The organism is Streptomyces sp. NPDC005496 (assembly GCF_042872045.1).
Classification (GTDB): Bacteria; Actinomycetota; Actinomycetes; order Streptomycetales; family Streptomycetaceae; genus Streptomyces.
In genome coordinates, this window is the sequence record NZ_JBIAJQ010000009.1 from 134,396 (window position 1) to 155,973 (window position 21,578).

General features: G+C 72.5%; 19 protein-coding genes and 1 tRNA gene. 10 read left to right on the top strand and 10 right to left on the bottom strand.

The annotated features are described in order from the left end of the window. The first annotated feature begins 15 nt into the window (after positions 1–15). Entirely contained in the window at positions 16–1,254 is a 1,239-nt protein-coding gene (locus ACFYQQ_RS26950) for an MFS transporter (RefSeq protein WP_355794688.1), read from the top strand. On the opposite strand, the gene ACFYQQ_RS26955 is transcribed toward ACFYQQ_RS26950, so the two are convergent. Together ACFYQQ_RS26955 and ACFYQQ_RS26960 are read right to left on the bottom strand one after the other, a co-directional pair. Continuing rightward, on the bottom strand, positions 1,188–2,387 hold the full coding sequence (locus tag ACFYQQ_RS26955) for a hypothetical protein (RefSeq protein WP_356239118.1): 1,200 nt from the start codon (positions 2,385–2,387) through the stop codon (positions 1,188–1,190). The genes ACFYQQ_RS26950 and ACFYQQ_RS26955 overlap by 67 nt on opposite strands. Beyond that, positions 2,384–3,325: a 5-dehydro-4-deoxyglucarate dehydratase gene (locus ACFYQQ_RS26960; RefSeq protein WP_388905376.1), complete on the bottom strand. Its 942-nt coding sequence runs from the start codon at positions 3,323–3,325 to the stop codon at positions 2,384–2,386. Before ACFYQQ_RS26960 ends, ACFYQQ_RS26955 begins: the two co-directional genes overlap by 4 nt. A 287-nt stretch (positions 3,326–3,612) precedes the next feature. Between ACFYQQ_RS26960 and ACFYQQ_RS26965 the strand changes: the two genes are divergently transcribed. From ACFYQQ_RS26965 to ACFYQQ_RS27000, 8 genes are all read left to right on the top strand, one after another. Continuing rightward, on the top strand, positions 3,613–4,437 hold the full coding sequence (locus ACFYQQ_RS26965) for an NAD(P)-dependent oxidoreductase (protein WP_355785567.1): 825 nt from the start codon (positions 3,613–3,615) through the stop codon (positions 4,435–4,437). Between the two features lie 265 nt (positions 4,438–4,702). Next, complete coding sequence (locus tag ACFYQQ_RS26970) at positions 4,703–5,473, top strand: DeoR/GlpR family DNA-binding transcription regulator (RefSeq protein ID WP_356173422.1); 771 nt, start codon at positions 4,703–4,705, stop codon at positions 5,471–5,473. Positions 5,474–5,587: 114 nt separating this feature from the next. Next, positions 5,588–6,955: a sugar ABC transporter substrate-binding protein gene (locus ACFYQQ_RS26975; protein WP_355785564.1), complete on the top strand. Its 1,368-nt coding sequence runs from the start codon at positions 5,588–5,590 to the stop codon at positions 6,953–6,955. Next, positions 6,952–7,890, top strand: a complete 939-nt coding sequence (locus ACFYQQ_RS26980; protein WP_355785561.1) for a sugar ABC transporter permease — start codon at positions 6,952–6,954, stop codon at positions 7,888–7,890. The genes ACFYQQ_RS26975 and ACFYQQ_RS26980 overlap by 4 nt, the downstream gene beginning before the upstream one ends. Beyond that, positions 7,887–8,738 (top strand): carbohydrate ABC transporter permease, encoded by an 852-nt coding sequence (locus ACFYQQ_RS26985; RefSeq protein ID WP_356173414.1) that lies wholly within the window; start codon positions 7,887–7,889, stop codon positions 8,736–8,738. The genes ACFYQQ_RS26980 and ACFYQQ_RS26985 overlap by 4 nt, the downstream gene beginning before the upstream one ends. After that, positions 8,735–9,724 carry a zinc-dependent alcohol dehydrogenase family protein gene (locus ACFYQQ_RS26990; protein ID WP_355787189.1) on the top strand — a complete coding sequence of 330 codons (990 nt, stop codon included), beginning with the start codon at positions 8,735–8,737 and terminating at the stop codon, positions 9,722–9,724. Before ACFYQQ_RS26985 ends, ACFYQQ_RS26990 begins: the two co-directional genes overlap by 4 nt. Before the next feature lie 41 nt (positions 9,725–9,765). Then, complete coding sequence (locus ACFYQQ_RS26995) at positions 9,766–9,987, top strand: hypothetical protein (protein WP_355787187.1); 222 nt, start codon at positions 9,766–9,768, stop codon at positions 9,985–9,987. 64 nt (positions 9,988–10,051) lie between these two features. Next, positions 10,052–11,224: a TerD family protein gene (locus tag ACFYQQ_RS27000; protein WP_356173560.1), complete on the top strand. Its 1,173-nt coding sequence runs from the start codon at positions 10,052–10,054 to the stop codon at positions 11,222–11,224. Between the two features lie 496 nt (positions 11,225–11,720). Here the strand turns inward: ACFYQQ_RS27000 and ACFYQQ_RS27005 are convergent, their stop codons facing one another. From ACFYQQ_RS27005 to ACFYQQ_RS27035, 7 genes are all read right to left on the bottom strand, one after another. Continuing rightward, a complete protein-coding gene (locus ACFYQQ_RS27005) occupies positions 11,721–12,269 on the bottom strand; it encodes a helix-turn-helix domain-containing protein (RefSeq protein WP_355795866.1) in 549 nt (182 codons plus the stop codon). Positions 12,270–12,405: 136 nt separating this feature from the next. Then, positions 12,406–13,422, bottom strand: coding sequence for a 1-aminocyclopropane-1-carboxylate deaminase (locus tag ACFYQQ_RS27010; protein WP_356239109.1), 1,017 nt, complete (start codon positions 13,420–13,422; stop codon positions 12,406–12,408). A gap of 56 nt (positions 13,423–13,478) precedes the next feature. Beyond that, positions 13,479–14,207 (bottom strand): GntR family transcriptional regulator, encoded by a 729-nt coding sequence (locus tag ACFYQQ_RS27015; protein ID WP_355785206.1) that lies wholly within the window; start codon positions 14,205–14,207, stop codon positions 13,479–13,481. A gap of 147 nt (positions 14,208–14,354) precedes the next feature. Beyond that, positions 14,355–15,938: a TROVE domain-containing protein gene (locus ACFYQQ_RS27020; protein WP_355785203.1), complete on the bottom strand. Its 1,584-nt coding sequence runs from the start codon at positions 15,936–15,938 to the stop codon at positions 14,355–14,357. Between the two features lie 372 nt (positions 15,939–16,310). After that, positions 16,311–16,389, bottom strand: a tRNA-Met gene (locus ACFYQQ_RS27025). 64 nt (positions 16,390–16,453) lie between these two features. Beyond that, the gene (locus tag ACFYQQ_RS27030; RefSeq protein ID WP_355785201.1) at positions 16,454–17,899 is read right to left on the bottom strand and encodes an alkaline phosphatase PhoX; all 1,446 of its coding nucleotides are present in this window, start codon (positions 17,897–17,899) and stop codon (positions 16,454–16,456) included. A gap of 155 nt (positions 17,900–18,054) precedes the next feature. After that, the gene (locus tag ACFYQQ_RS27035; protein ID WP_355785199.1) at positions 18,055–18,426 is read right to left on the bottom strand and encodes a helix-turn-helix domain-containing protein; all 372 of its coding nucleotides are present in this window, start codon (positions 18,424–18,426) and stop codon (positions 18,055–18,057) included. Positions 18,427–18,510: 84 nt separating this feature from the next. On the opposite strand from ACFYQQ_RS27035, the gene ACFYQQ_RS27040 reads away from it, so the two are divergent. Continuing rightward, entirely contained in the window at positions 18,511–19,419 is a 909-nt protein-coding gene (locus tag ACFYQQ_RS27040; RefSeq protein WP_355785197.1) for an NAD(P)-binding domain-containing protein, read from the top strand. A 282-nt stretch (positions 19,420–19,701) separates the two neighbouring features. Here the strand turns inward: ACFYQQ_RS27040 and ACFYQQ_RS27045 are convergent, their stop codons facing one another. Further along, on the bottom strand, positions 19,702–21,126 hold the full coding sequence (locus tag ACFYQQ_RS27045) for a hypothetical protein (protein ID WP_356175609.1): 1,425 nt from the start codon (positions 21,124–21,126) through the stop codon (positions 19,702–19,704). Positions 21,127–21,578 lie beyond the last annotated feature (452 nt).

Below are 21,578 nucleotides of genomic sequence, written 5' to 3' on the forward strand. Positions count from 1 at the left end.
GCACGCTTGCCGTCCATGACGACATGGACGGTGACGCGTGTCCTGCGGGACCGCGAGGCGGGGCTGTACCTGGGCGCGGTGGTCGTGTCCGGGTTCGGCTCGTCGGCGATGTGCCTGGTGGCGGGCGTCTGGGTGAAGGACCTGACGGGTTCGGACGGCCTGGCGGCGCTGTGCGTCCTCGCCCTGTGGGCGCCCACCCTCGCGGGTCCCCTGCTGGGCGCCCTCGCGGACCGCACCCGGCGCGGACCGCTGCTGGTGTGGACGAATCTGGGCCTGGCCGCGCTGCTTCTGCCGCTCTGCGCCGTGGGGTCGCGGGACACCGTGTGGCTGCTGTTCGCGGTGCTCCTCGTCTACGGCGCGACGGGCGTCGTCCAGGACGCGGCGGAGGCGGCCCTGGTGGCGGTGGCGGTCGACCGGCGGCTGCTCGGCGACCTCAACGGGCTGCGGACGGCCGCCGCCGAGGGCATGAAGCTGGTCGCCCCACTGGCGGGAGCGGGCCTGTACGCGGCCTGCGGCGGCGCCTGGGTCGCCGTCCTCGACGCGTGCACCTTCGTACTGGCTGCGGCCCTGTACGCCCTGCTGCGCGTCCGCGAGGAGAGCCCGCGCCGGGTGCAGGGGAGCCCGTGGGAGCGTACCGCCGAGGGCGCCCGCGTGCTGTGGCGTCACCCGACGCCGCGGGCGCTGGTCCTCGCGGGCGGCACGACCATGCTCTTCGCGGGCGTCAACGGCGCGCTGCTGTACGCGGTGGTGGACGGACTCGGGCGGCCTCCCGCGTACGCCGGGGTGCTCTACACCGTCCAGGGGGCGGGTTCGGTGGCCGGCGGGCTGGCCGCGGGTCCGCTCCTGCGCAGGTTCGGCGGTCTGCGCTTCGCCGCCTGCGGGATCGCCGTCACCGCCGTCGCCGTGGCGGCACGGGCCGTTCCGTCCGACCCCGTGGCGCTGGTGAGCAGCGCGGCGATCGGCCTGGGCCTGCCGTGCGTGCTGGTGGCCGCCCTGACGGCGGTCCAGCGGGAGACGCCGGACGCGCTGCTGGGCCGTGCGGCGGCGACGGCCGGCACCCTGATGTTCGCGCCGAACGCGGTGGGTCTCGGCGTGGGCGCCGGCCTGGTCGAACTGGTCCCCCACCAGCTGGTGCTGGTACTGCTCGGAGCGGCCCTGCCGGTGGGCGTCGTGCCGCTGCTCAGGGCTCACGCGCGGCGGGCGAGCGCCTCCGCGACGAGCGACAGGTCCTCGTCGGACGCCAGCCCCGCGTGATAGAGCCGCACTTCGGTGGCTCCGAGGCCGGCCGCCCGCGCGATGTCCGCGCCCAGGGTGGCGGGGCTGCCGCCCATCCCGCTCACCACGGTGAGGTTGGCCGCCAGCACGCGCCCCGCGACCCGCTGTTCGGCGAAGGGTGCCAGCAGCTCCGGTCCCCCGGTGCAGGGCACGACGACGCCGTCGGCGACCGACAGGATGTGCCCGGGGTCCACTCCGGCGTTCGCGCCGCAGTGGTAGGACACCGGGTCCGCGTGGAGCAGGACGCGGAAGCCGTCCGGCGCGGCGGCGCGTACGGCGGCGACCGTCTCCTGCTGGAGGGACCGGGCGACGGAGTCCCGCCACGCGCGCGTGGCGGCCGCGCGCTCCCCGCCGAGGAGCTTCTCCACCGCCTCCCAGCCCCCGCCGGGCGCCTCGCCCCGCCAGACCGGCTCCAGCGCGCGCCGTACCGCGTCCGCCGTCTCGTCGGGGTCGAGCCCCCGGCCCGCGTACCCGTCGCGGCACGAGGGGCAGAAGCAGAGCGACATCAGGTACTGGCCGGCGTCCCCGAGGCGCACTCCCGCCGTCTTGTCGTGGGCGTGGAGATGGGCGAGCCCGTACCAGCCGAGGGACTCCAGTTCCGTCCCGGCGGCCCCGGGCCTCACGGCCGCGTCCACGGCGAGGCCGGTCAGGTACGCGCGCGTGCCGGGCTGCGCGATGCAGGGCGCCCAGGGATAGCGGTCCCCGTAGGCGTTGACGACGGACGTGTCGGGGAACTCCTCGCCCAGCCGGGAGTTGTGGGCGAGGACCACCCAGGTGTGCACGTCGAGGCCGGCTCCGGCGAGGGCGGCGGCGGCCTCCCCGTAGGCGTCCCCGGGCGCCCAGTCCCCGGCCGGGTACGGGCGCAGCCGGTGCCCCTTCCAGCGCTCGCCGTCCGGCGGGTAGAGGACGGCGGCGTGCGAGGCGGTGACGACGCGGTGCCGCGGGTGGCGGGGGGTGAGGGCGCGGGTGGAGTGGTAGGCGGAGGCGAGCGTCGCCTGGTGTACGCCGAGTGCGGCGAGGCGGGCCGCGGCGCCGGGGTCGCCGTTGACGTCCCAGGGGTAGACGAACGCCGCCGCGCGCGGCGTCACGGTCCGGCCGCCGGCCGCGCTCACCGGCCCTCCTCGATCAGCGCGTGGCCCCGCTCGACGAGTTCGGCGAGCTGTTTGACGTGCTCCTCCGGGGGTTCGTGCAGGGGCGGCCGGACCTCGCCGACGTCGAGTCCTCGCAGCCGTACGCCCGCCTTGACCAGCGAGACGGCGTAGCCGCGGCCGAGCCCCCGCAGGTCGACGAACGGCCGGTAGAAGCCGTCGAGCAGTCGGTTGGCGGTGGTGTCGTCGCCGGAGTTCAGCGCGGTGTGGAAGGCGAGGGCGATCTCCGGGGCGAAGCAGAAGACGGCGGAGGAGTACAGGGTGATGCCGATGCCGCGGTAGGCGAGGGCGGTGAGTTCGGCGGTGGGCAGGCCGTTGAAGTAGAGGAAGTCTCCCGGGGCCTCGCTGCGCACCGCGCTCACGACGCGCTGCATCAGGTCGAGGTCGCCCAGTCCGTCCTTGAAGCCGATAATCCCGTCGGTGCGGGCGAGTTCGACGACCGTGCCGGGGGTGAACAGGGCGTTGTCGCGCTGGTAGACGACGATGTCGAGGGAGGTCGCGGCGGCGAGTTCGCGGTAGTGCCGCAGCAGGCCCTCCTGTGCGGCGACGACGAGGTACGGCGGCATGGCGAGCAGGCCGTCCGCTCCCGCCTCCTCGGCGAGCCGGGCGAAGCGGACGGCGAGCGCGGTGCCGTAGCCGGCGCCCGCGACCACCGGGACGCGTCCCGCCGCCGCCTCCACGGCCGCCCGTACGCACGCCTGGAACTCCTCGGGCGTGAGCGCGTGGAACTCGCCCGTGCCGCAGCACGCGAACACGGCCGCCGCTCCGGCGTCGACGCCCCGGCGCACGTGCTCGCGGTAGACGTCGAGGTCGACGGAGCCGTCGGGGCCGTACGCGGTGACGGGGAAGAACAGCGGGCCGCTGGGGGCACGCAGTCGGGCGGCGAGCGGGGCTGGCGTCACGGGCTCTCCCTGAACAGGCACGGCGCCCGGCGCGCCGCGCCGTCGCCGGCGCTCACGCACACACCACACAGTGCACGTCTCTGATCCACGTCTATATTTCTGAACGCGCCCACGCTAAGCCGCGACCTCGGGGCCGGTCAAGCGCGCAAACCCGCGACACGGAGGCGGATTGAGCGCCTCCGCGCGACACTTGACGCGGGACGGCGGAGATCCCTAGCGTGTCCATGAATGTGAATGCCGTACACGCATACGCATGATTTACGGCTGCCGATGCAAGGAGACCGAGGATGCCCGCTCCCCGCACCGTTCTGCTCACCGGCGCCGCCGGCGGACTCGGCACCCTCATGCGGGGACTGCTGCCGCGGTACGGGTACCAGCTGCGCCTGCTGGACATGCGCCCCGTGGAGGGCGAGCCGGACGCGATCACCGCGGACCTCTCGGACCGGACCGCGCTGCGCGAGGCGGTACGGGGCGTCGACGCGGTCGTCCACCTCGCGGGCATCTCCCTGGAAGCCTCCTTCGACAAGATCCTCAAGGCGAACATCGAGGGGACGTACAACCTGTACGAGGCCGCCCTGGAGGAGGGCGTACGCCGGATCGTCTTCGCCTCCTCCAACCACGCGGTCGGCTTCACGCCCCGGCCGCGGGGCGAGGCACCCCACGAACCCGGCGCTCTGATCCCGATCGACACCCCGCGCCGCCCGGACACCTTCTACGGCCTGTCGAAGTCCTTCGGCGAGGACCTCGCGCAGTTCTACTGGGACAAGCACGGCCTGGAGACGGTCTCGGTGCGCATCGGCTCCTGCTTCGCCGAGCCCACCAGCGTCCGCATGCTCTCCGTGTGGATGAGCCCCGAGGACGGCGCCCGCCTCTTCCACGCCGCCCTCACCGCCGAGGACGTCGGGCACACGGTCGTCTACGGCTCCTCCGCCAACACCCGCCTGTGGTGGGACCTCACGACCGCGCGGGCCCTCGGCTACGAGCCGCAGGACGACTCCGAGCCGTACGCCGAGAAGCTCGTCGCCGAACAGGGCGAGCTCGACCCGGACAACCCGGACCACGCCCACCTGGGCGGCCACTTCGTCACGAACCCGCCGATCTGGCCGTACTGACCCGGCGACGGGAACGCGTTCAGGGGCGGGCGGGCACCGAACGGGCCCGCCCGCACCCCTGTTCGGGCACAGCGGCTGCCCGAACGCACCCCCTCACCTGCTCCGCCGCAGGTCCGACACGGACAAGCGGAGCCGCGAAACGGGCACAGCCGGGCATCATCGGGCAAGGAACAGGCCTGGTCACTGGCCACAACGCGCTGTAGAACTTCCCACGTGGGCCTCACCGGGCCCGAACGGGCAGTCCAGCAGGGCGCACAGGGAGCAGATGACGGCCATGACCGCGGAAGAACGACAGCGTGAGATCGTCCGGGCCGCGCGCCGCACCGGCGCGGTGGACGTCACCACACTCGCCGCCGAACTGGGCGTGGCCAAGGAGACCGTCCGGCGCGATCTGCGCACCCTGGAGGACCACGGCCTGGTGCGGCGCACCCACGGCGGCGCCTACCCGGTGGAGAGCGCGGGCTTCGAGACGACGCTCGCCTTCCGCACCACCAGTCACGTCCCCGAGAAGCGCAGGATCGCCGCCGCGGCGGCCGAGTTGCTCGGGGACGCCGAGACCGTCTTCATCGACGAGGGATTCACCCCCCAGCTCATCGCCGAGGCCCTGCCCCGGGACCGCCCGCTGACCGTGGTCACCGCCTCGCTCGCCACCGCGGGCGCCCTGGCCGAGGCCGACAACACGAGCGTCCTGCTGCTCGGCGGCCGGGTCCGCCCCGGCACGCTCGCCACCGTCGACCACTGGACGACGAAGATGCTCGCCGGCTTCGTCATCGACCTGGCGTTCATCGGCGCCAACGGCATCTCCCGCGAACAGGGCCTGACCACCCCCGACCCGGCGGTCAGCGAGGTCAAGGCCCAGGCCGTCCGCGCCTCACGGCGGACCGTCTTCGCGGGCGTGCACACCAAGTTCGGAGCGGTGAGCTTCTGCCGGTTCGCCGACATCAGCGTGCTGGAGGCGATCGTCACCAGCACCCTGCTCCCCTCGTCCGAAGCCCATCGCTACTCCCTCCAGGGGCCTCAGGTCATCCGCGTCTGAGAGCTCAGGCGACCCGGGCGAACCACCCTCTCCGCATCGCGCCCCGCACTTCGCGCAGGGCGCCGTCACACCCATGCCCTCCCCCTTGTCTCCCCCTACGTCCAGGAGCGATCCATGCGAACCCAGAGCCGACGGAGGCCGCGCGCGCTCGCCGCGGCCGCCGCAGGGACGCTGCTCGCCCCGCTGCTCTCCGGCTGCTGGGCCGGGGCGGGCGGAGCCGGTTCCGGCGGCGACTCCATCAACGTGCTGATGGTCAACAACCCACAGATGGTCGAACTCCAGAAGCTCACCGCCGCGCACTTCACCAAGGAGACCGGCATCGAGGTGAACTTCACCGTCCTGCCCGAGAACGACGTCCGCGACAAGATCAGCCAGGACTTCGCCAACCAGGCCGGGCAGTACGACGTCGCCACCCTCAGCAACTACGAGATACCGATCTACGCCAGGAACGGCTGGCTGCACGAGATGGACTCGTACGTCCGCGAGGACCCCGCGTACGACGAGCAGGACGTACTCAAGCCCATGCGCCAGTCCCTGACCGGCGACGACGGCAAGCTCTACGGGCAGCCCTTCTACGGCGAGTCCTCGTTCCTGATGTACCGCAAGGACGTGTTCGCCGCGAAGGGCCTGAGGATGCCCGCGCACCCGACCTGGCGGCAGGTGGCGGACCTCGCCGCGAAGGTGGACGGCGCCGAGTCCGGCATGCGCGGCATCTGCCTGCGCGGTCTGCCCGGCTGGGGCGAGATCATGGCGCCGCTCACCACGGTCGTGAACACCTTCGGCGGGACCTGGTTCGACAAGGACTGGAAGGCCCGCCTGGACTCCCCCGAGTTCGTGAAGGCGACGAAGTTCTACGTCGGCCTGGTCCGCGAGCACGGCGAGTCCGGCGCCGCCCAGTCCGGCTTCGCCGAGTGCCTCAACAACCTCACCCAGGGCAAGACGGCCATGTGGTACGACGCCACCTCCGCCGCCGGATCGCTGGAGTCGGCCAAGTCCCCGGTCAAGGGGAAGATCGGCTACGCGCCGGCGCCGGTCGAGAAGACGGAGAGCTCCGGCTGGCTCTACACCTGGGCCTGGGGCATGCAGAAGGCCTCCCACAACTCCGACAAGGCCTGGAAGTTCGTCTCCTGGGCGTCGAGCAAGGAGTACGAGCAGCTCGTCGGGGACAAGGTCGGCTGGTCCGACGTCCCGGCCGGGAAGCGCGCCTCGACGTACACCAACGCCGACTACCGCAAGGAGGCTGCGGCCTTCCAGGACATGACGCGGGCCGCCATCGAGGGGGCCCGGCCCCGCGACCCGGGAGTGCAGCCGCGGCCGGCGCCCGGCATCCAGTTCGTCGGCATCCCCGAGTTCACCGATCTCGGCACCAAGGTCTCCCAGGAGATCAGCGCGGCCGTCGCCGGACGCCAGTCCGTCGAGTCGGCCCTGAAGAAGTCCCAGCGGCTGGCCGAGCAGATCTCCGAGGAGTACGAGGGACGATGACCGCCACGACGACAGCCCCGATCGCCACCGCTCCCGCGAGCACCGCCCCCAGGTCCTCGGGACGGCTCCGCGCCTGGGCCACCCGCGCCCCGCTGCTCCCTGCCCTGATCTTCATGATCGCCGTGACCCAGCTCCCCTTCGTGGCCACGCTGGTGATCTCCTTCTTCGACTGGAACTCCCTCTATCCGAAGGCCCGTCACTTCACCGGCCTCGCCAACTACGGGGACGTCCTCACCGACCCGGACCTGCGCAAGTCGGTCCTCACCACGATCCTGCTGACCGCCACCGTGGTCATCGTCAGCCTGCTCGTGGGGCTCGGCCTCGCCCTACTCATGGACCGCAGGTTCCGGGGCCGGGGCCTGGTCCGCACGCTGCTCATCGCGCCGTTCCTGGTCGTCCCGGTGGCCGCCGCGCTGCTCTGGAAGCATGTGCTCTACAACCCGGAGTACGGCCTTTTCAACGGTCTCCTGCACTATGTGGGCGGCCCACAGCCCGACTGGATCTCCGACACCCCGCTGCTGGCGGTCGAGGCTTCCCTGGTCTGGCAGTGGACGCCGTTCATGATGCTGATCCTGCTGGCCGGACTGCAGAGCCGCTCCCACGAGCAGATCGAGGCGGCCCGCGTCGACGGGGCGAGCGACTGGCAGATCTTCCGCCATCTGACCCTGCCCCACCTGCGCCGCTATCTCGAACTCGGCGCCCTGCTCGGCTCGATCTACATCGTGCAGAACTTCGACGCCGTCTTCACCATCACCTCGGGCGGCCTCGGCACCGCGAACCTGCCGTACACCGTCTACCAGAGCTTCTACCAGGCCCACGAGAACGGCCTCGCGTCCGCCGCCGGCGTCCTGGTCGTCATCGGTTCGATCATCATCGCGACCTTCGCCCTGCGCGTGGTGTCGTCCCTGTTCAGCGAGGAGGCGTCCCGCGCATGAGCGCCACCGCAGCCCCCGTACGCAGCCGCCGCACCCGTGGCGCGGGCCTCGGCCTGGTCGCCTGGCTGGCAGGCCTCGTCTTCTTCCTGCCCGTCGCGTGGATGGCGCTGACGTCCTTCCACTCCGAGTCGGACGCGGCGACCAACCCGCCGTCCTTCGCGGCCTCGCTCACCCTCGACGGCTACCGCGAGTTCTTCGGCTCCGGCGGCGGCGCCAGCCCCTGGCCGTCCCTGATCAACTCCACGGTGGCGTCCGTCGTCTCCACCCTGTGCGTCCTGCTGCTGGCGCTGCCCGCCGCGTACGCCCTGTCCATCCGGCCGGTGCGGAAGTGGACCGACGTCCTGTTCTTCTTCCTCTCCACCAAGATGCTGCCGGTCGTCGCGGGCCTCCTGCCGATCTACCTGTTCGCCAAGAACACCGGCCTGCTCGACAACATCTGGCTGCTGGTCATCCTCTACACCTCCATGAACCTGCCGATCGCGGTGTGGATGATGCAGTCCTTCCTCGCCGAGGTGCCGGTCGCGGTCATCGAGGCCGCGCAGATCGACGGGGCCCGGCTGCCGACGGTCCTCGCCCGCATCGTGGCCCCGATCTCCGCGCCCGGCATCGCGGCCACCGCCCTGATCTGCTTCATCTTCAGCTGGAACGAGCTGCTGTTCGCCCGGGTGCTGACCGGCGTGGTGGCCGAGACCGCGCCCGTCTTCCTGACCGGCTTCATCACCAGCCAGGGCCTGTTCCTGGCCAAGGTGTGCGCCGCGTCGCTCGTCATCTCCCTGCCGGTGCTCGCCGCGGGGTTCGCCGCCCAGGACAAACTGGTCCAGGGCCTGTCGTTGGGAGCCGTGAAATGAAGGCCGCCGTCATCGAGTCCGTGGGCAGGGCCGTCGTCACCGAGGTCCCGGACCCGACGCCGGGGCCGCGCGAGGTGGTCGTCGAGGTCGCGGCCTGCGGTCTGTGCGGCACCGATCTGCACATCCTCCAGGGCGAGTTCGCGCCGAAGCTGCCCATCGTGCCGGGGCACGAGTTCGCGGGCGAGGTGGTCGGTGTCGGCACCGGCGTCACCGAGCTGGCGATCGGCGACCGCGTGGCCGTGGACCCCTCCCTCTACTGCCACGAGTGCCGGCACTGCCGTACCGGCCACAACAACCTCTGCGAGCGGTGGGCGGCGATCGGCGTCACCACGGCCGGCGGCGCCGCCCAGTACGCGGTGGCCCCCGTCGCGAACTGCGTGAAGCTGCCCGAGCACGTCCGTACCCAGGACGCCGCCCTCGTCGAGCCGCTCTCCTGCGCGGTGCGCGGCTACGACGTCCTCAACTCCCGCCTCGGCGCCCACGTCCTCATCTACGGCTCGGGCACGATGGGCCTGATGATGCTGGAGCTCGCCAAGCGGACCGGCGCGGCGAGCGTCGACGTGGTGGACCTCAACGAGCAGCGGCTGTCCACGGCCAGGCTCCTCGGCGTCTCCGGGGCCGCCACCGGCGCCGACGAACTGGACCGTCCGCAGGGCTGGGACGTGGTCGTCGACGCGACCGGCAACGGCGCCGCGATCCAGGACGGCCTGGACCGGGTCGCCAAGGCCGGCACTTTCCTCCAGTTCGGCGTCGCCGACTACGCGACCCGGGTCACCATCGACCCGTACCGCATCTACAACCAGGAGATCACCATCACCGGCTCGATGGCGGTCCTGCACAGTTTCGAACGCGCAGCCGAGCTGTTCGCGAACGGCGTCCTCGACCCGGACGTCTTCATCAGCGACCGGCTGCCGCTGACCAGCTACCCGCAGGCACTGGAGCAGTTCGCGGCGGGCGTCGGCCGCAAGATCGTGGTGACGCCGTAAACCGGTGGTCCCGGGCATGGCCGGGGGCCTAGCATCCGGCCATGCCAGCACCCCAGGGATTCCGGTACGAGGAGCACGCGGACGGCTCGGTCACCATCACCCACCGTGACCGCCCCGCGGGCATCCTGCGCGGCGCCCGCGCCGAACGGTTCCTCGCCGAGATCGCGGCCGGGGACCCCCAGCTGGTGATGGCCCGCTGGACCGGGAACTACAAGCACGGCAACGAACGCACGGCGCGCAACCACCCCCGCAACCGGCGATGACCCGATTGGCCCTCGGGTAAGGGAACGGTAAAGCGGTGTCGGTCGTTCACCCGGCATGACCGCTATGACCCCCGGCTCGAACATCCCTCTCCCCGTCACCCGCGTGACGGTGGACGTCGCCGCTCCCGTGCGGCTCGACGTTTCGGGCCTGCTGCTCACCGCCGACGGCAAGGTGCGCTCCGACGACGACTTCATCTTCTACAACCAGCCCGCGGGCCCCGGCGTGACGTACCGCTCGGGCGGCGGTTCCGCGCCGGACGCGATCACGGTCGACACGGCCGCGGTCCCCCCGGGCATCGAGAAGATCGTCGTCACCGCGAGCCCGGACGCCGCGGGGCAGACCTTCCAGGGCATCGAGCCCACGGCCACCATCCGCAACGCGGACGACAACTCCGTGCTGGCCTCCTTCACCCCGCCGCAGCTGGGCGCGGAGACGGCCCTGGTGATCGTCGAGGTCTACCTGCGCAACGGCGTCTGGAAGGCCCGCGCGGTCGGCCAGGGCTACGCGAACGGCCTGGCCGGCATCGCCACGGACTTCGGTGTGACGGTCGAGGAGCCGGCGCCCGCCGCCGCCCCGGCCGCACCCCCGGCGCAGCCCGTGGCGGCCCCGCCCGTCCCGGCCGCACCGCCCGCCGCCGCACCCGCCGCCCCCTCGTCCGGGAAGATCAACCTCGACAAGGGCCGGGTGAGCCTGCAGAAGAACCAGACGGTGTCCCTGGTCAAGGGCGGCCGCCCGCTGCTCTCCCAGGTCAAGATGGGCCTCGGCTGGGAGCCCGCGTTCCGCGGCAAGGACATCGACCTGGACGCCTCGGTCATCGCGTACGGGCCGCAGCGCAATCACATCGACAGCTGCTACTTCGGCAAGCTCTCCATCGTGAACGGCGCGATCAAGCACTCCGGCGACAACCTGACGGGCGAGGGCGGCGGTGACGACGAGGTGATCGTCGTCGACCTCGGCCGTCTCCCCCAGGAGGTCACCGGCCTGGTCTTCACGGTCAACTCCTTCTCGGGCCAGAAGTTCACCGAGGTCGCCAAGGCCTACTGCCGCCTCCTCGACGCCGCGACGGGCGAGGAGCTGGTCCGCTTCGACCTCACCAACGCCGAGGCCCAGACGGGCGTCATCATGGCCAAGCTGATCAAGCAGTTCTCCGGCGAGTGGGAGATGACGGCAGTGGGCGACTTCGTCAAGTCCCGCACGGTCCGAGGCATGGTCAAGCCGGCAGCCGCCGCCCTCTGACCCACCCACCAGGCCCACCCGCCCTGAAACGCCGCCCGGGTGGGCCCACTCCTCTCACACTCCTCAGCACCGGTGGTCGCGAGGGTGGGCCGGCGAACCCGACGCCAACGGGTGCCGCTGCGCCCACCCTCCCCATCATCAGGATTGCGCAGCTAGGGGCGGGACCGCCGCCCACGGCCCGCACGGGAGCAACCGGCCCCGCGCCCCCGCGGGCTCAGCCCCCACGGCCCGCACGGGAGCCACCGGGCCCGAGCCCCCGCAGCTCAGCCGCCCGCGACCCGCAGTCGCCATCGCACCGAAGGGGCCGTGCCGGTACATCAAATGGCCGTCGAGACGGGGACGTACCCGACCGAGGAACGCTGGTAACGGACGCCAACAACAACTACCGACGGCCGGATGTACCGGCACGGCCCCGACCCACCCACCGAACCGAAGGCGCCCGACGCCCACCACACCGCACCAACGGCGACCAGCGCACCGGAGTCGGCCGGAGGCCCTACGCCCGCAGTCCCTCCGTCAGCAGCGACAGGTACCGCCGGATGCACGGCCCCCCACCCCCGGCCAGCTCCGACGCCGTGACGACCCCGTGCGCCAGCCGCAGCACCTCGATCGGCTCCACATCCGCCCGCAGCGTCCCCTCCCGCTGCGCCGCCCCCACCAACCGCCCCGCCGCCCGCTTCAACGGCTCCCCACACGCGCTCAGCACAGGAGCGCACCCGTCCGCGACAGCCGACCCGAGCAACGCCTTCAGCCCGCGCATCCGGACCATGCCCTCGCCGAGTTCGTTCAGCCACTCCCCCAGCGCCTCGCCCGGCGGCAGCTCCCGCGCGATCTGGTCCGCCCGGACCGCCAGCGCTTCGACACTGTCGACGTACACCGCCTCCAACAGCGCCCGCCGCGTGGGGAAATGCCGGTACAGCGTGCCGGACCCCACCCCCGCCCGCTTGGCGATGTCGTCCAGCGACGCGCTCTCCCCGTGCTCGGCGAACGCGACCGCGGCCTCCTTGAGCAACCGCTCGTAGTTCCGCCGCGCGTCAGCCCTCATGCCCCGCACGGCCCCCGCACCGGAACCCGCACCCGCACCCGCACCCGCACCCGCACCCACCATCCCCACACTCCTCACCAACCGGGGCCCCTCTCCGCATCGTAACGAGCACCGGAGAAGGCCCGTCCGGCCCGGCTCAGAACAGGGCGCTGTAGGCGTTCAGGGCGGGCTGCCCCCCGAGGTGGGCGTACAGCACTGTCGACTCCCGCCCGATCTCGCCGCGAGCGACCAGATCGATCAGGCCGGCCATCGACTTCCCCTCGTAGACGGGGTCGGTGACCATCCCCTCGGTACGCGCGGCGAGCCGCATCGCCTCCAGCGTCGCCTCGTCGGGAACCCCGTAGGTACCTGCGTGGTACCTCTCGTCGAGCTCGACGTCCGCCTCCGTCAGTTCGGCCCGCAGACCGATCAGCCGGCCGGTGCCCCGGGCGATGCGCGAGATCTGCTCGCGGGTGCGGGCAGGCTCAGCCGACGCGTCGATCCCGAGGACGCGACGCGGTCGCCCGCCCGCCTCGGCGAGCGCCGCGAACCCGGCCACCATCCCCGCCTGGGTGGATCCGGTCACCGAGCACACCACCACGGTGTCGAAGAAGACGCCCAGCTCCTCCTCCTGTGCGGCGACCTCGTAGGCCCAGCCGGCGAACCCGAGCCCGCCGAGCGGATGGTCCGAGGCGCCCGCCGGGATGGCGTACGGCCTGCCGCCCGCCTCCTCGACCTCACGCAGCGCCCGCTCCCAGCTCTCCTTGACGCCGATGCCGAACCCGGCCCGGACGAGCCGCACGTCGGCGCCGGCGAGCCTGCTGAGGAGGATGTTGCCGACCTTGTCGTAGACGGCGTCGGGCCAGTCGACCCAACTCTCCTGCACGAGGACGCACTTGAGACCGGCGCGGGCGGCGCAGGCGGCGACCTGGCGGGTGTGGTTGGACTGGACCCCGCCGATCGAGACGAGGGTGTCGCAGCCCTGGGCGAGCGCGTCGGCGACGAGGTACTCCAGTTTGCGGGTCTTGTTGCCGCCGTAGGCGATGCCGGAGTTGCAGTCCTCCCGCTTGGCCCACAGCGCGGCGCCCCCGAGGTGTGCGGTCAGTCGCTCCAGGGAATGCACGGGCGAGGGCCCGAAGAGCAGGGGGTAACGCGCGTACGAGGCAAGGGACATGAGGGGGTCCTCCCCGATTCGGGTGCCGTCTCGAAAACCAGCACGCTCACCACTTCTCAACCACCGTCGACGGCACCCGCACCACCGCCACCACCAGCACTGCCAGTGCCAGTGCCAGTGCCACCATCACCGCCCCCGGCTTTCCCGTCCGCCAGCTCCTCCAGCCCGCGCCAGATGTCCGCCGTGACGCGGACGGCCTCGTCCACGTCCCCGTCGGCACACGCGTCGATCAGCCGCTCGTGCAGACCGGCCGACCGGCAGTTGCCCCCCTCACCGAAGCGGCGCCGCTCCAGCCGCCGGATGAGGGGGGTGTACCGGGCGACGGTGGCGGCGGCGGCACGATTGCCGCCGGCCCGCACCAGGACGTCGTGCAGCTCGTCGTCGGCACGCAGGGCGGCGTCCACGTCACCGTCCCGCACGGCGCGGGCGAACCGCGCGTTGGCCTCCCGCATCACGGTGATGTGACCGGCGTCGAGCCGGGGAACCGCCGTACGGACGGCCAGTTCGTGCATGGCGCCGACGACGGCGGCGGCGTCGCGCACATCGGCGGCGTTCACGGGGGTCACCCTGGTGTAGCTCTGCGGCTTGGACTCCAGGAGCCCGTCGTCCACGAGCCGGGCGAACGCCTCGCGGACCGGTGCCCGCGACAGCCCGAGCCGCTCGGCGAGCTCGGCGTCCCGCACCACCGCGCCCGGCGCGAGGTCACCGGCCACGATGGCGTCCCGGATGGTCTCGTAGGCCCGGTCCCGGAGCAGGGTCCGCCGCACGGGTCGCATCGTCTCCACAACTGAAATGTTAGATATCAGCTGCCCCGCGCCACAAGAGGGCGACCCGCACGACCACGGACCGCCCCCCAGCAGTCAGCCACCCCGCACCACGAACCGCCCCCTCAGCGCCCGCCCCGAGCCGAGCCCCGCCTCCGCCCCCGTCTCTCAACTCGCCCAGGGCCAGTCGGCGTCCCGTGCCCCCTCAAGGAGCGGCACCATCCGGAAGGCAGCGTCCGAGAGCCCCCCGAAGGTGTGCCGGTGGGGCGTGCCCGACGGGCCGTGGCCCGGCCGGTACCCCGCGAGGTTCCACGTGTAGACGGGGACGTCGGCCGGGACCTGCTCGGTCGGGTCGCCGTGATGGCTGTACATGGCCTGCTCGTCGGTGACGATGAGCACCCGGTCGTGCTTCCGGTAGTGCCGGCGCACCGCCGCACTCGTGTCGGTGCCGCCGAGGTCCCCGAACCGCTCCAGGACCCGCAGCACCGACTCGCCCCGGCGGAACCGCACGGGCTCGCTGCTCGTGCCGAACTCGACCAGGTCCGCGTCCGCCGCCCGCAGCGCGAGCGCCGTACCGAAGATCGCGGCCGCGTCCGCCCGGTTCAGCTCGGAGCGCTCCGAGAGGCGCGAGTAGAACATCGAGCCGGACCGGTCGACGAGGACGAGCGTGCGTCCGCCCAGCGCCGGCACGTTGGCCAGCGAGTGGGCGAGCGCCTGCTCCAGCGGATACGCCCAGCGCAGCGAGGGCGCGTGCTGGTAGGCGGCGAGGTAGCGGAAGGGGAACTGCCGGGACCGCGCCACCTCGGCCGGGTCGCTGATCTTCGCCGCGACCCGGGCCGCGACCTCGTCGCTGACGCCCGCCTCGTCGAAGTTGCGCAGGTTGCGTACGAGGGCCATCGCGCCCATGGACGGGATCACGGCCTCCCAGGCCGCCCGGTCCATCGGGCCCTGGAGCCATCCGGCGAGCGCCTCCCAGGTGAGACCGGCCGCACGCAGCCGTTCGGGCCCGTCGGGCGCGGTGACCACGGCCCGCCGCTCGGCGACCGGCAGCGCCATCAGCTCGCGGTGCGCGACGAGCACGCGGTTCGAGGCGGGCGGGACGGCGGTGTCGGGGTTGTGGCGCCGGTCGAGGGCGTACCGGAAGAGGTCGCCCTGCCACGGCTTGTCGGGGTCCGGCGCCGCGTGCACCAGGTTGAGGATGTCGCCGAAGCGGTAGCCCTTGGACGCGGTGTCGTACTTCAGCAGGGACGCGCCGTGGTAGAGCCGCCGTACGGCGTCGGCGACACCGCGCTTGACGGGCTTGGGCACGTTGCGGCCGTAGCGGGAGGTCCAGTACGCGAGCAGCTCGCCGGGCTCGTCCGGGCGCCGCAGCACGGAGGCCACGACCTCGCGGTTGGCGGGGCCTTCGGTGGCGCCGGCGTCGAGCCGCGCCTTCACGTACTCGGCGGCGCCCACGATCGAGGCGGTCCGCAGGTTGCCCTCGCCGCGCAGCCAGCCGAGCAGTCCCGCCGTCCACGACGGGTCCTCGACGGCGAGCCGCCGTACGAGCGCGGCGAACCGGTCGTCGCGGTCGGCGCCGGTCTCGTAGAAGGTGTTCTGCGAGACGAAGTTGGCGACGGCCAGGAGGAAGAGCTCGGAGCGCGCGTCGCGCTCACGGCCGCGGCCGCCCTCGTAGGTGCGAAGGACACGGCCGGTGGAGGTCACCCGCGACGTGCTCCTGGGCTTCGCGGTCCTGATGTTGAATCGCGCCATGATGAATTCCCCCGAATTCGTCGGCGACGGTGACTGTCGCGTTTTCGGCGGAAGGCGCGGCAAATGGAGGGTGCCCGAGATCAGGGGTCGGCGACGGACTTGTCAGATGCTCTGCCGATTGAGCTACATCGGCCCTGAGCCGATGACGGGACTCGAACCCGCAACCGTCCGATCCGGAAGAAGTAACCGTTGCCTGCGCACCGGGCACCCACCATGAGCTGCGCCTCCCGAGATCAAGTCGGCGGCGGCGGGGATTCTTTGAGAGAGAAGTAGCCGCAGCCTGCGCACCGGGAGGTGCGTGAAGTTGTGGTGTCCAGAGTTCAGGTCGGCGGAACCGACGTAGGTGCTCTGCCCCTGAGCTACACCGGCGCGTGGTACCGGTGACGGGATTCGAACCCGTGGCCGCCCCATTATGAGTGGAAGTAGGTCCTGCCTTCGCACCTGGACAGGCATCACTCTAAAAGGGCGGCCGCGGAACCGGCCAATGAATTAATCGTCCCGCCGCGGGCGGATTCTCACCGACGCTGCTGACGCTTCCACGGTCCCGTGATCGCCAGCATGATGCCGGGGTCCTGGATGTTGGCGAACAGGGTCCGGCCGTCGGGCGAGAACGTGACACCGGTGAACTCGCTGTACTCCGGCTCCTCTTCGGTGCCGATGTTGAGCTCGTTGCGGGCGATCGGGTACGTGCGGCCGCTGTCGGTGGCCCCGAAGAGGTGCTGGACGCCCGCGCCGTCCTCGGCGATGACGAGTCCGCCGTACGGGGAGACGGTGATGTTGTCGGGGCCGTCGAAGGCGCCGTCCTTGCCGGGGTCCGGGTTGACGCCGAGCAGGACCTTCAGGGTCAGCGTGCGGCGCTTGGGGTCGTAGAACCAGACCTGGCCGTCGTGCTGGAGGGGGCTCTCCGCGCGGGCGAACGAGGAGACGATGTAGGCGCCGCCGTCGCTCCACCACATGCCTTCGAGCTTGCGGGCCCGGGTGACCTGGCCGGCGCCGAACTGCTTGCGCACGGAGACCGTCTTCGCGTCGCGGTCCGGGACGTCCACCCAGTCGACGCCGTACACCGTGCCGATCCTGGTCGCGCGGGACAGGTCGTCGACGAACTGGCCGCCGGAGTCGAAGCACTTGAACGCCTGGAGCGCGCCCGCGTCGTCGGCGAGGCCGGCCAGCCGGCCGTGGCCGTGCTCGAAGCCCTGCGGCGGGGTCCAGCGGTATAGGAGGCCGTTCGGGTTCGAGGCGTCCTCGGTGAGGTAGAGGCGGCCGCGCTTGGGGTCGACGACGACGGCTTCGTGGGCGTACCGACCGAGGGCCTTGACGGGCTTGGGGTCGCGGTTGCGGCGGCGGTCCTCGGGGTCGACCTCGAAGACGTAGCCGTGGTCCTTGGTCATGCCGTTCTGGCCGGCCTTGTCCTCGGTCTCCTCGCAGGTGAGCCAGGTTCCCCAAGGAGTGCTGCCGCCCGCGCAGTTGGTGGCGGTGCCGGCGATGCCGACCCACTCGGCGACCTTGTCGTGGCGGACCTCGACGACCGTGCAGCCACCGGACGCGGCCGGGTCGTAGACCAGGCCCTCGGTGAGCGGGACGGGGTACTTCCACTTGGACCGGGCGCCGGACAGTTCGTGGTTGTTGACCAGGAGGGTGGCGCCGCGCGGCCCGTCGAAGGTGGCCGTGCCGTCGTGGTTGGACGGGGTGAACTCGCCGGACTCCAGCTTGGTGCGGCCGCTGTAGGTGATGACGCGGTACTTGAACCCGGCGGGCAGGGCGAGCAGGCCGTCGGGGTCGGGGATCAGCGGTCCGTAGCCGACACCCCCGTGCCGGTCCGCCGAGTCGTCGCCGGTGCTCTCGGTGTCGGTGGACGCGAGGGCGTTCGGTGCGGTGGCGAGGGCGCCGACGCTGCCGGCCAGCGCGACTCCGGCGCCGGTGAGCGCGGACCGTCTGGCGAAGTCCCTGCGGGTGAGCGACATGCTGTCTCCTGTGACGGTGGAGTGGGACTGTCGTGAGGGGGGTGGCGGACCTCGTTGCGGCGCCACCGTCCCGCCCGCGGCTGAACGGCAGTTGAACGCGGCCCGACATCGGAGGACCCCGTTACGTGAATCCACCTGGCCACCGGCCGGGACGCCTACCCGTGCGCGGTCCCGGCCGCGCCGACCCTCTCGCAGCCCTCGCGGCGCATCCGCTCGACGCCCCAGGCACCGAGCGGGGCGAGCGCCTGGTTGAGGGTGTGCCCGTGCTCGGTCAGCGTGTACTCCACCCGGGGCGGCACCTCGGCGTGGACCTTCCGGTGCACGAGCCCGTCCGCCTCCAGCTCACGCAGGTGCTGGGTCAGCATCTTCTCGCTGACCCCCGGCAGACCGCGGCGCAGCTCCGCGAAGCGGCGTACGCCGTGCGCGTGGAGCTCCCACAGGATCAGCCCCTTCCACTTGCCGCTCACCACGTCGAGCGCGGCGTCGATCCCGCAGATGTAGGGCCCGTTCCTCGGTGCCTTGGCCATCGCTGTTCCCCCTTACCGAAAGGTGAGTACCGCAGAAAATAGTAGGTACTTCCGGGCGGGGCGGTGCTCTCCGAGCATGGAGGGGTGAACGAACTACAGAACGACACCACCGGGCGGGACACCGCCGTCACCGTGATCGGACTCGGCCCGATGGGCCGGGCGATGACCCGCACCCTGCTCGCGGCCGGCCACCCGGTCACGGTCTGGAACCGCACTCCCGGCCGCGCCGACGGCGTCGTCACCGACGGCGCGACGCTCGCGGCGACACCGGCCGCGGCGGTCGGGGCGAGCGGCCTCGTGATCCTCAGCCTCACCGACTACGGCGCGATGTACGACATCCTCGGGGACGCCGCCACCTCGCTCGCCGGGCGGACACTGGTCAACCTGAGCTCCGACACCCCCGACCGCTCACGCCGGGCCGCGGCCTGGGCGGCGGACCACGGCGCCGCGTTCCTCACCGGAGGCGTCATGGTCCCCGCGCCGATGGTCGGTTCGGAGGCCGCCCACGTCTACTACAGCGGCCCCGCCGGGGTGATGGAGCGTCACCGTCCGGTCCTGGCACGGATCGGGTCGCCGAAGTACCTGGGCGAGGACCCGGGCCTCGCCCAGATGATGTACCAGGCCCAGCTCGCGGTGTTCCTCACCACGCTGTCCGGGCTGATGCACGCGACGGCGATGCTGGGCACCGCGGGGATGAAGGCGGCCCAGGCGCTGCCGGAGCTGCTCTCGTCCGCCGACTCCATCGGCGCCATCCTGCGGTCGGCGGAGGAGCACCCCGGCAGCGCGCTGGACGCCGGGAAACACCCCGGCGACCTCAGCACGGTCACCATGATGGGCGCGACGTCCGACCACATCGTCGAGACCAGCGCCTCGCTCGGCCTGGACCTGGCGCTGCCGTCGGCCGTGCAGGCCCACTACCGGCGCGCGATCGAGGCCGGGCACGGCGGCGACAACTGGACCCGCATCATCGACAGCATCCGGGCGCCCGACTGATGTCGGTGCCGCCGCGATCGGCGCTCGTCGCCGTGGCCGCGATCGGCGGTGCCGCGGCCCGCGGCGGGGCCGATTCGGGCGGACCCCGGCACACGGTCCGGGGAAAGCGACCGGGCCCGCCGGACAGCGCCCCCGCGAGCCCGGCCTCACGGACACAGCGCCCCACGAGGCCGGCGTCACGGACAGGACCCCCTGAGCCCGGCCTCTCGGACGGGCGCCCAGCGAGCCCACCCTCACGAACGGGCCCCCGCGAGGCCGCCCTCAATCACCGGCCGGGATGGGTCAACTCCCCTGCTGCGAGCGCGCCTTGAACGCCGCCTTGCGGGCCTCCTTGGCGATCTTGCGGTCCGGGTGCAGACGGCCCATCGCCTCCAGGACGTCCGGCGTGGCCGGGTGGTCGACCCGCCAGGCGGTCGCGAAGAAGCCGCCGTGCTGCTGGGCGAGCCCCTCGACGAGGCCCTGCAGCTCGTCGGAGTTGCCCTCGGCCGCGAGCTGCGCGGCCAGGGTGTCGATGGTCAGCCAGAAGACCATCGCCTCCGAGGGCGCCGGTACGTCGGCCGCGCCCCGCTCCGTGAGCCAGACCCGCGCCAGCCCGCCGAGTTCGGGGTCGTCGAGCACCTCGCGCAGCGCCGGTTCCGCCTCGGCCCCGACGAGCGACAGTGCCTGCTGGCAGCGCAGCCGGCGCAGCGGCGCACCGGCGTCGGCGCCCCGCGCGGCGGCCAGCAGTTCGCGTGCGGCGGCGAGGGCCTCGCGGCGGGCGAGCCACTGCTCGGTCTCGGCCTGGGCCGCCGCCGGGGGGAACGCGGAGGTACCGTGCAGCAGCGCGTCGGCACCCTTGTCCGTGAGGTCGCCGACCGCCGGTGCCTCGATCCCGGACTCCAGGAGCCGGGCCCGCAGCCCGTACAGGCCGAGCGGGGTCAGCCGCACCATTCCGTAGCGTGAGACGTCCGTCTCGTCGATCGCCGCCGGCTCCTCGTCGGCGTCCGCCATCAGCGCCTCGTCGACGGGCTGGAACTCGACGAGCCCGATCGGTTCGAGCAGCCGGAACTGGTCGTCGAGCCGCATCATCGCGTCCGACACCTGCTCCAGCACGTCGTTGGTGGGCTCGCCCATGTCGTCGGGGACGATCATCGACGCGGCCAGGGCGGGCAGCGGGACCGGGCTGCCGCCGGGGCCGTCCTCACTGACCGTCAGCACGTACAGGTTGCCGAGCACGCCGTCGAGGAACCGGGCCTCCGCCTCGGGGTCCCAGTCGAGCTGGGAGAAGTCGATCGTGCCGCCCTCGTCCATGGCGCCGACGATGTCGTCGAGGTCCGGCACGCTCGCGTCGGCCAGCACGGTCTCCAGGGCGGCGAGCCACACGCCGAGGACGTCGTGCGGAGCGCCCGCAGTCAGCTGCCCGAGGTCGGCGCCCGCCGCGACGGTGCCCTCCTCCTCGTCCACGATCTCGACCAGACCGGCGTCCACGGCCACCCGCCATGCCTCGCTGGCGTACGCCGCGGCCTCGTCGCCGGTGAGACCGAGCTCGCCGGCCGCCCGCGCGAGCTGCTCCTCGACCAGTTCACCGCCCGCGCCCACACGCGTGTCCGGACCGGCCCAGCGGGCGAGCCGCGCGGCACGGGAGAGCAGCGGGGTGGCGAGCGCGTCCCGCGCCAGCTCCGCTTCGGACGACAGCCGCACGGGCGGCAGGGGTGAGCTGTCTGACATCGGCTGGTTCTCCTCCGGACAAGCAGGACAGGCGGGGGGTGTCGGTGGCCGGGCCGGCCCGGCGGGCGGAACGGCCGGGCACCGTACGGCGCGGGGCGGGCGGACGGCGCCGGGAGGCGGCACCGCGGGCGGGTGTCGGGCGAACGGTCGGGGCCGGAGACGGCGGGGCGGACAAAAACGGATACGGCGGGGCGGAGGCGGGCGTGGTGGAGACGCGTGACCCCCCGCCGCCCGCACCGCACAGCCGTGGCGACTCAGCCTAGACGGATTTGGACGCATGCCGCCCGGTTCATGTCCCTGTCAGGAGTCGTACACCCCCGAAACCTTGACAACTCCCCCGGCCACACACGAGATTGACGCGCGTAGAAGTCGAACGGGCGCCCGCCCCACCTGCTTCTACGCGCGTCACCGGCCCGCACGCAGGTCGCGCTCCCGCCATCGATCCGCCCTCG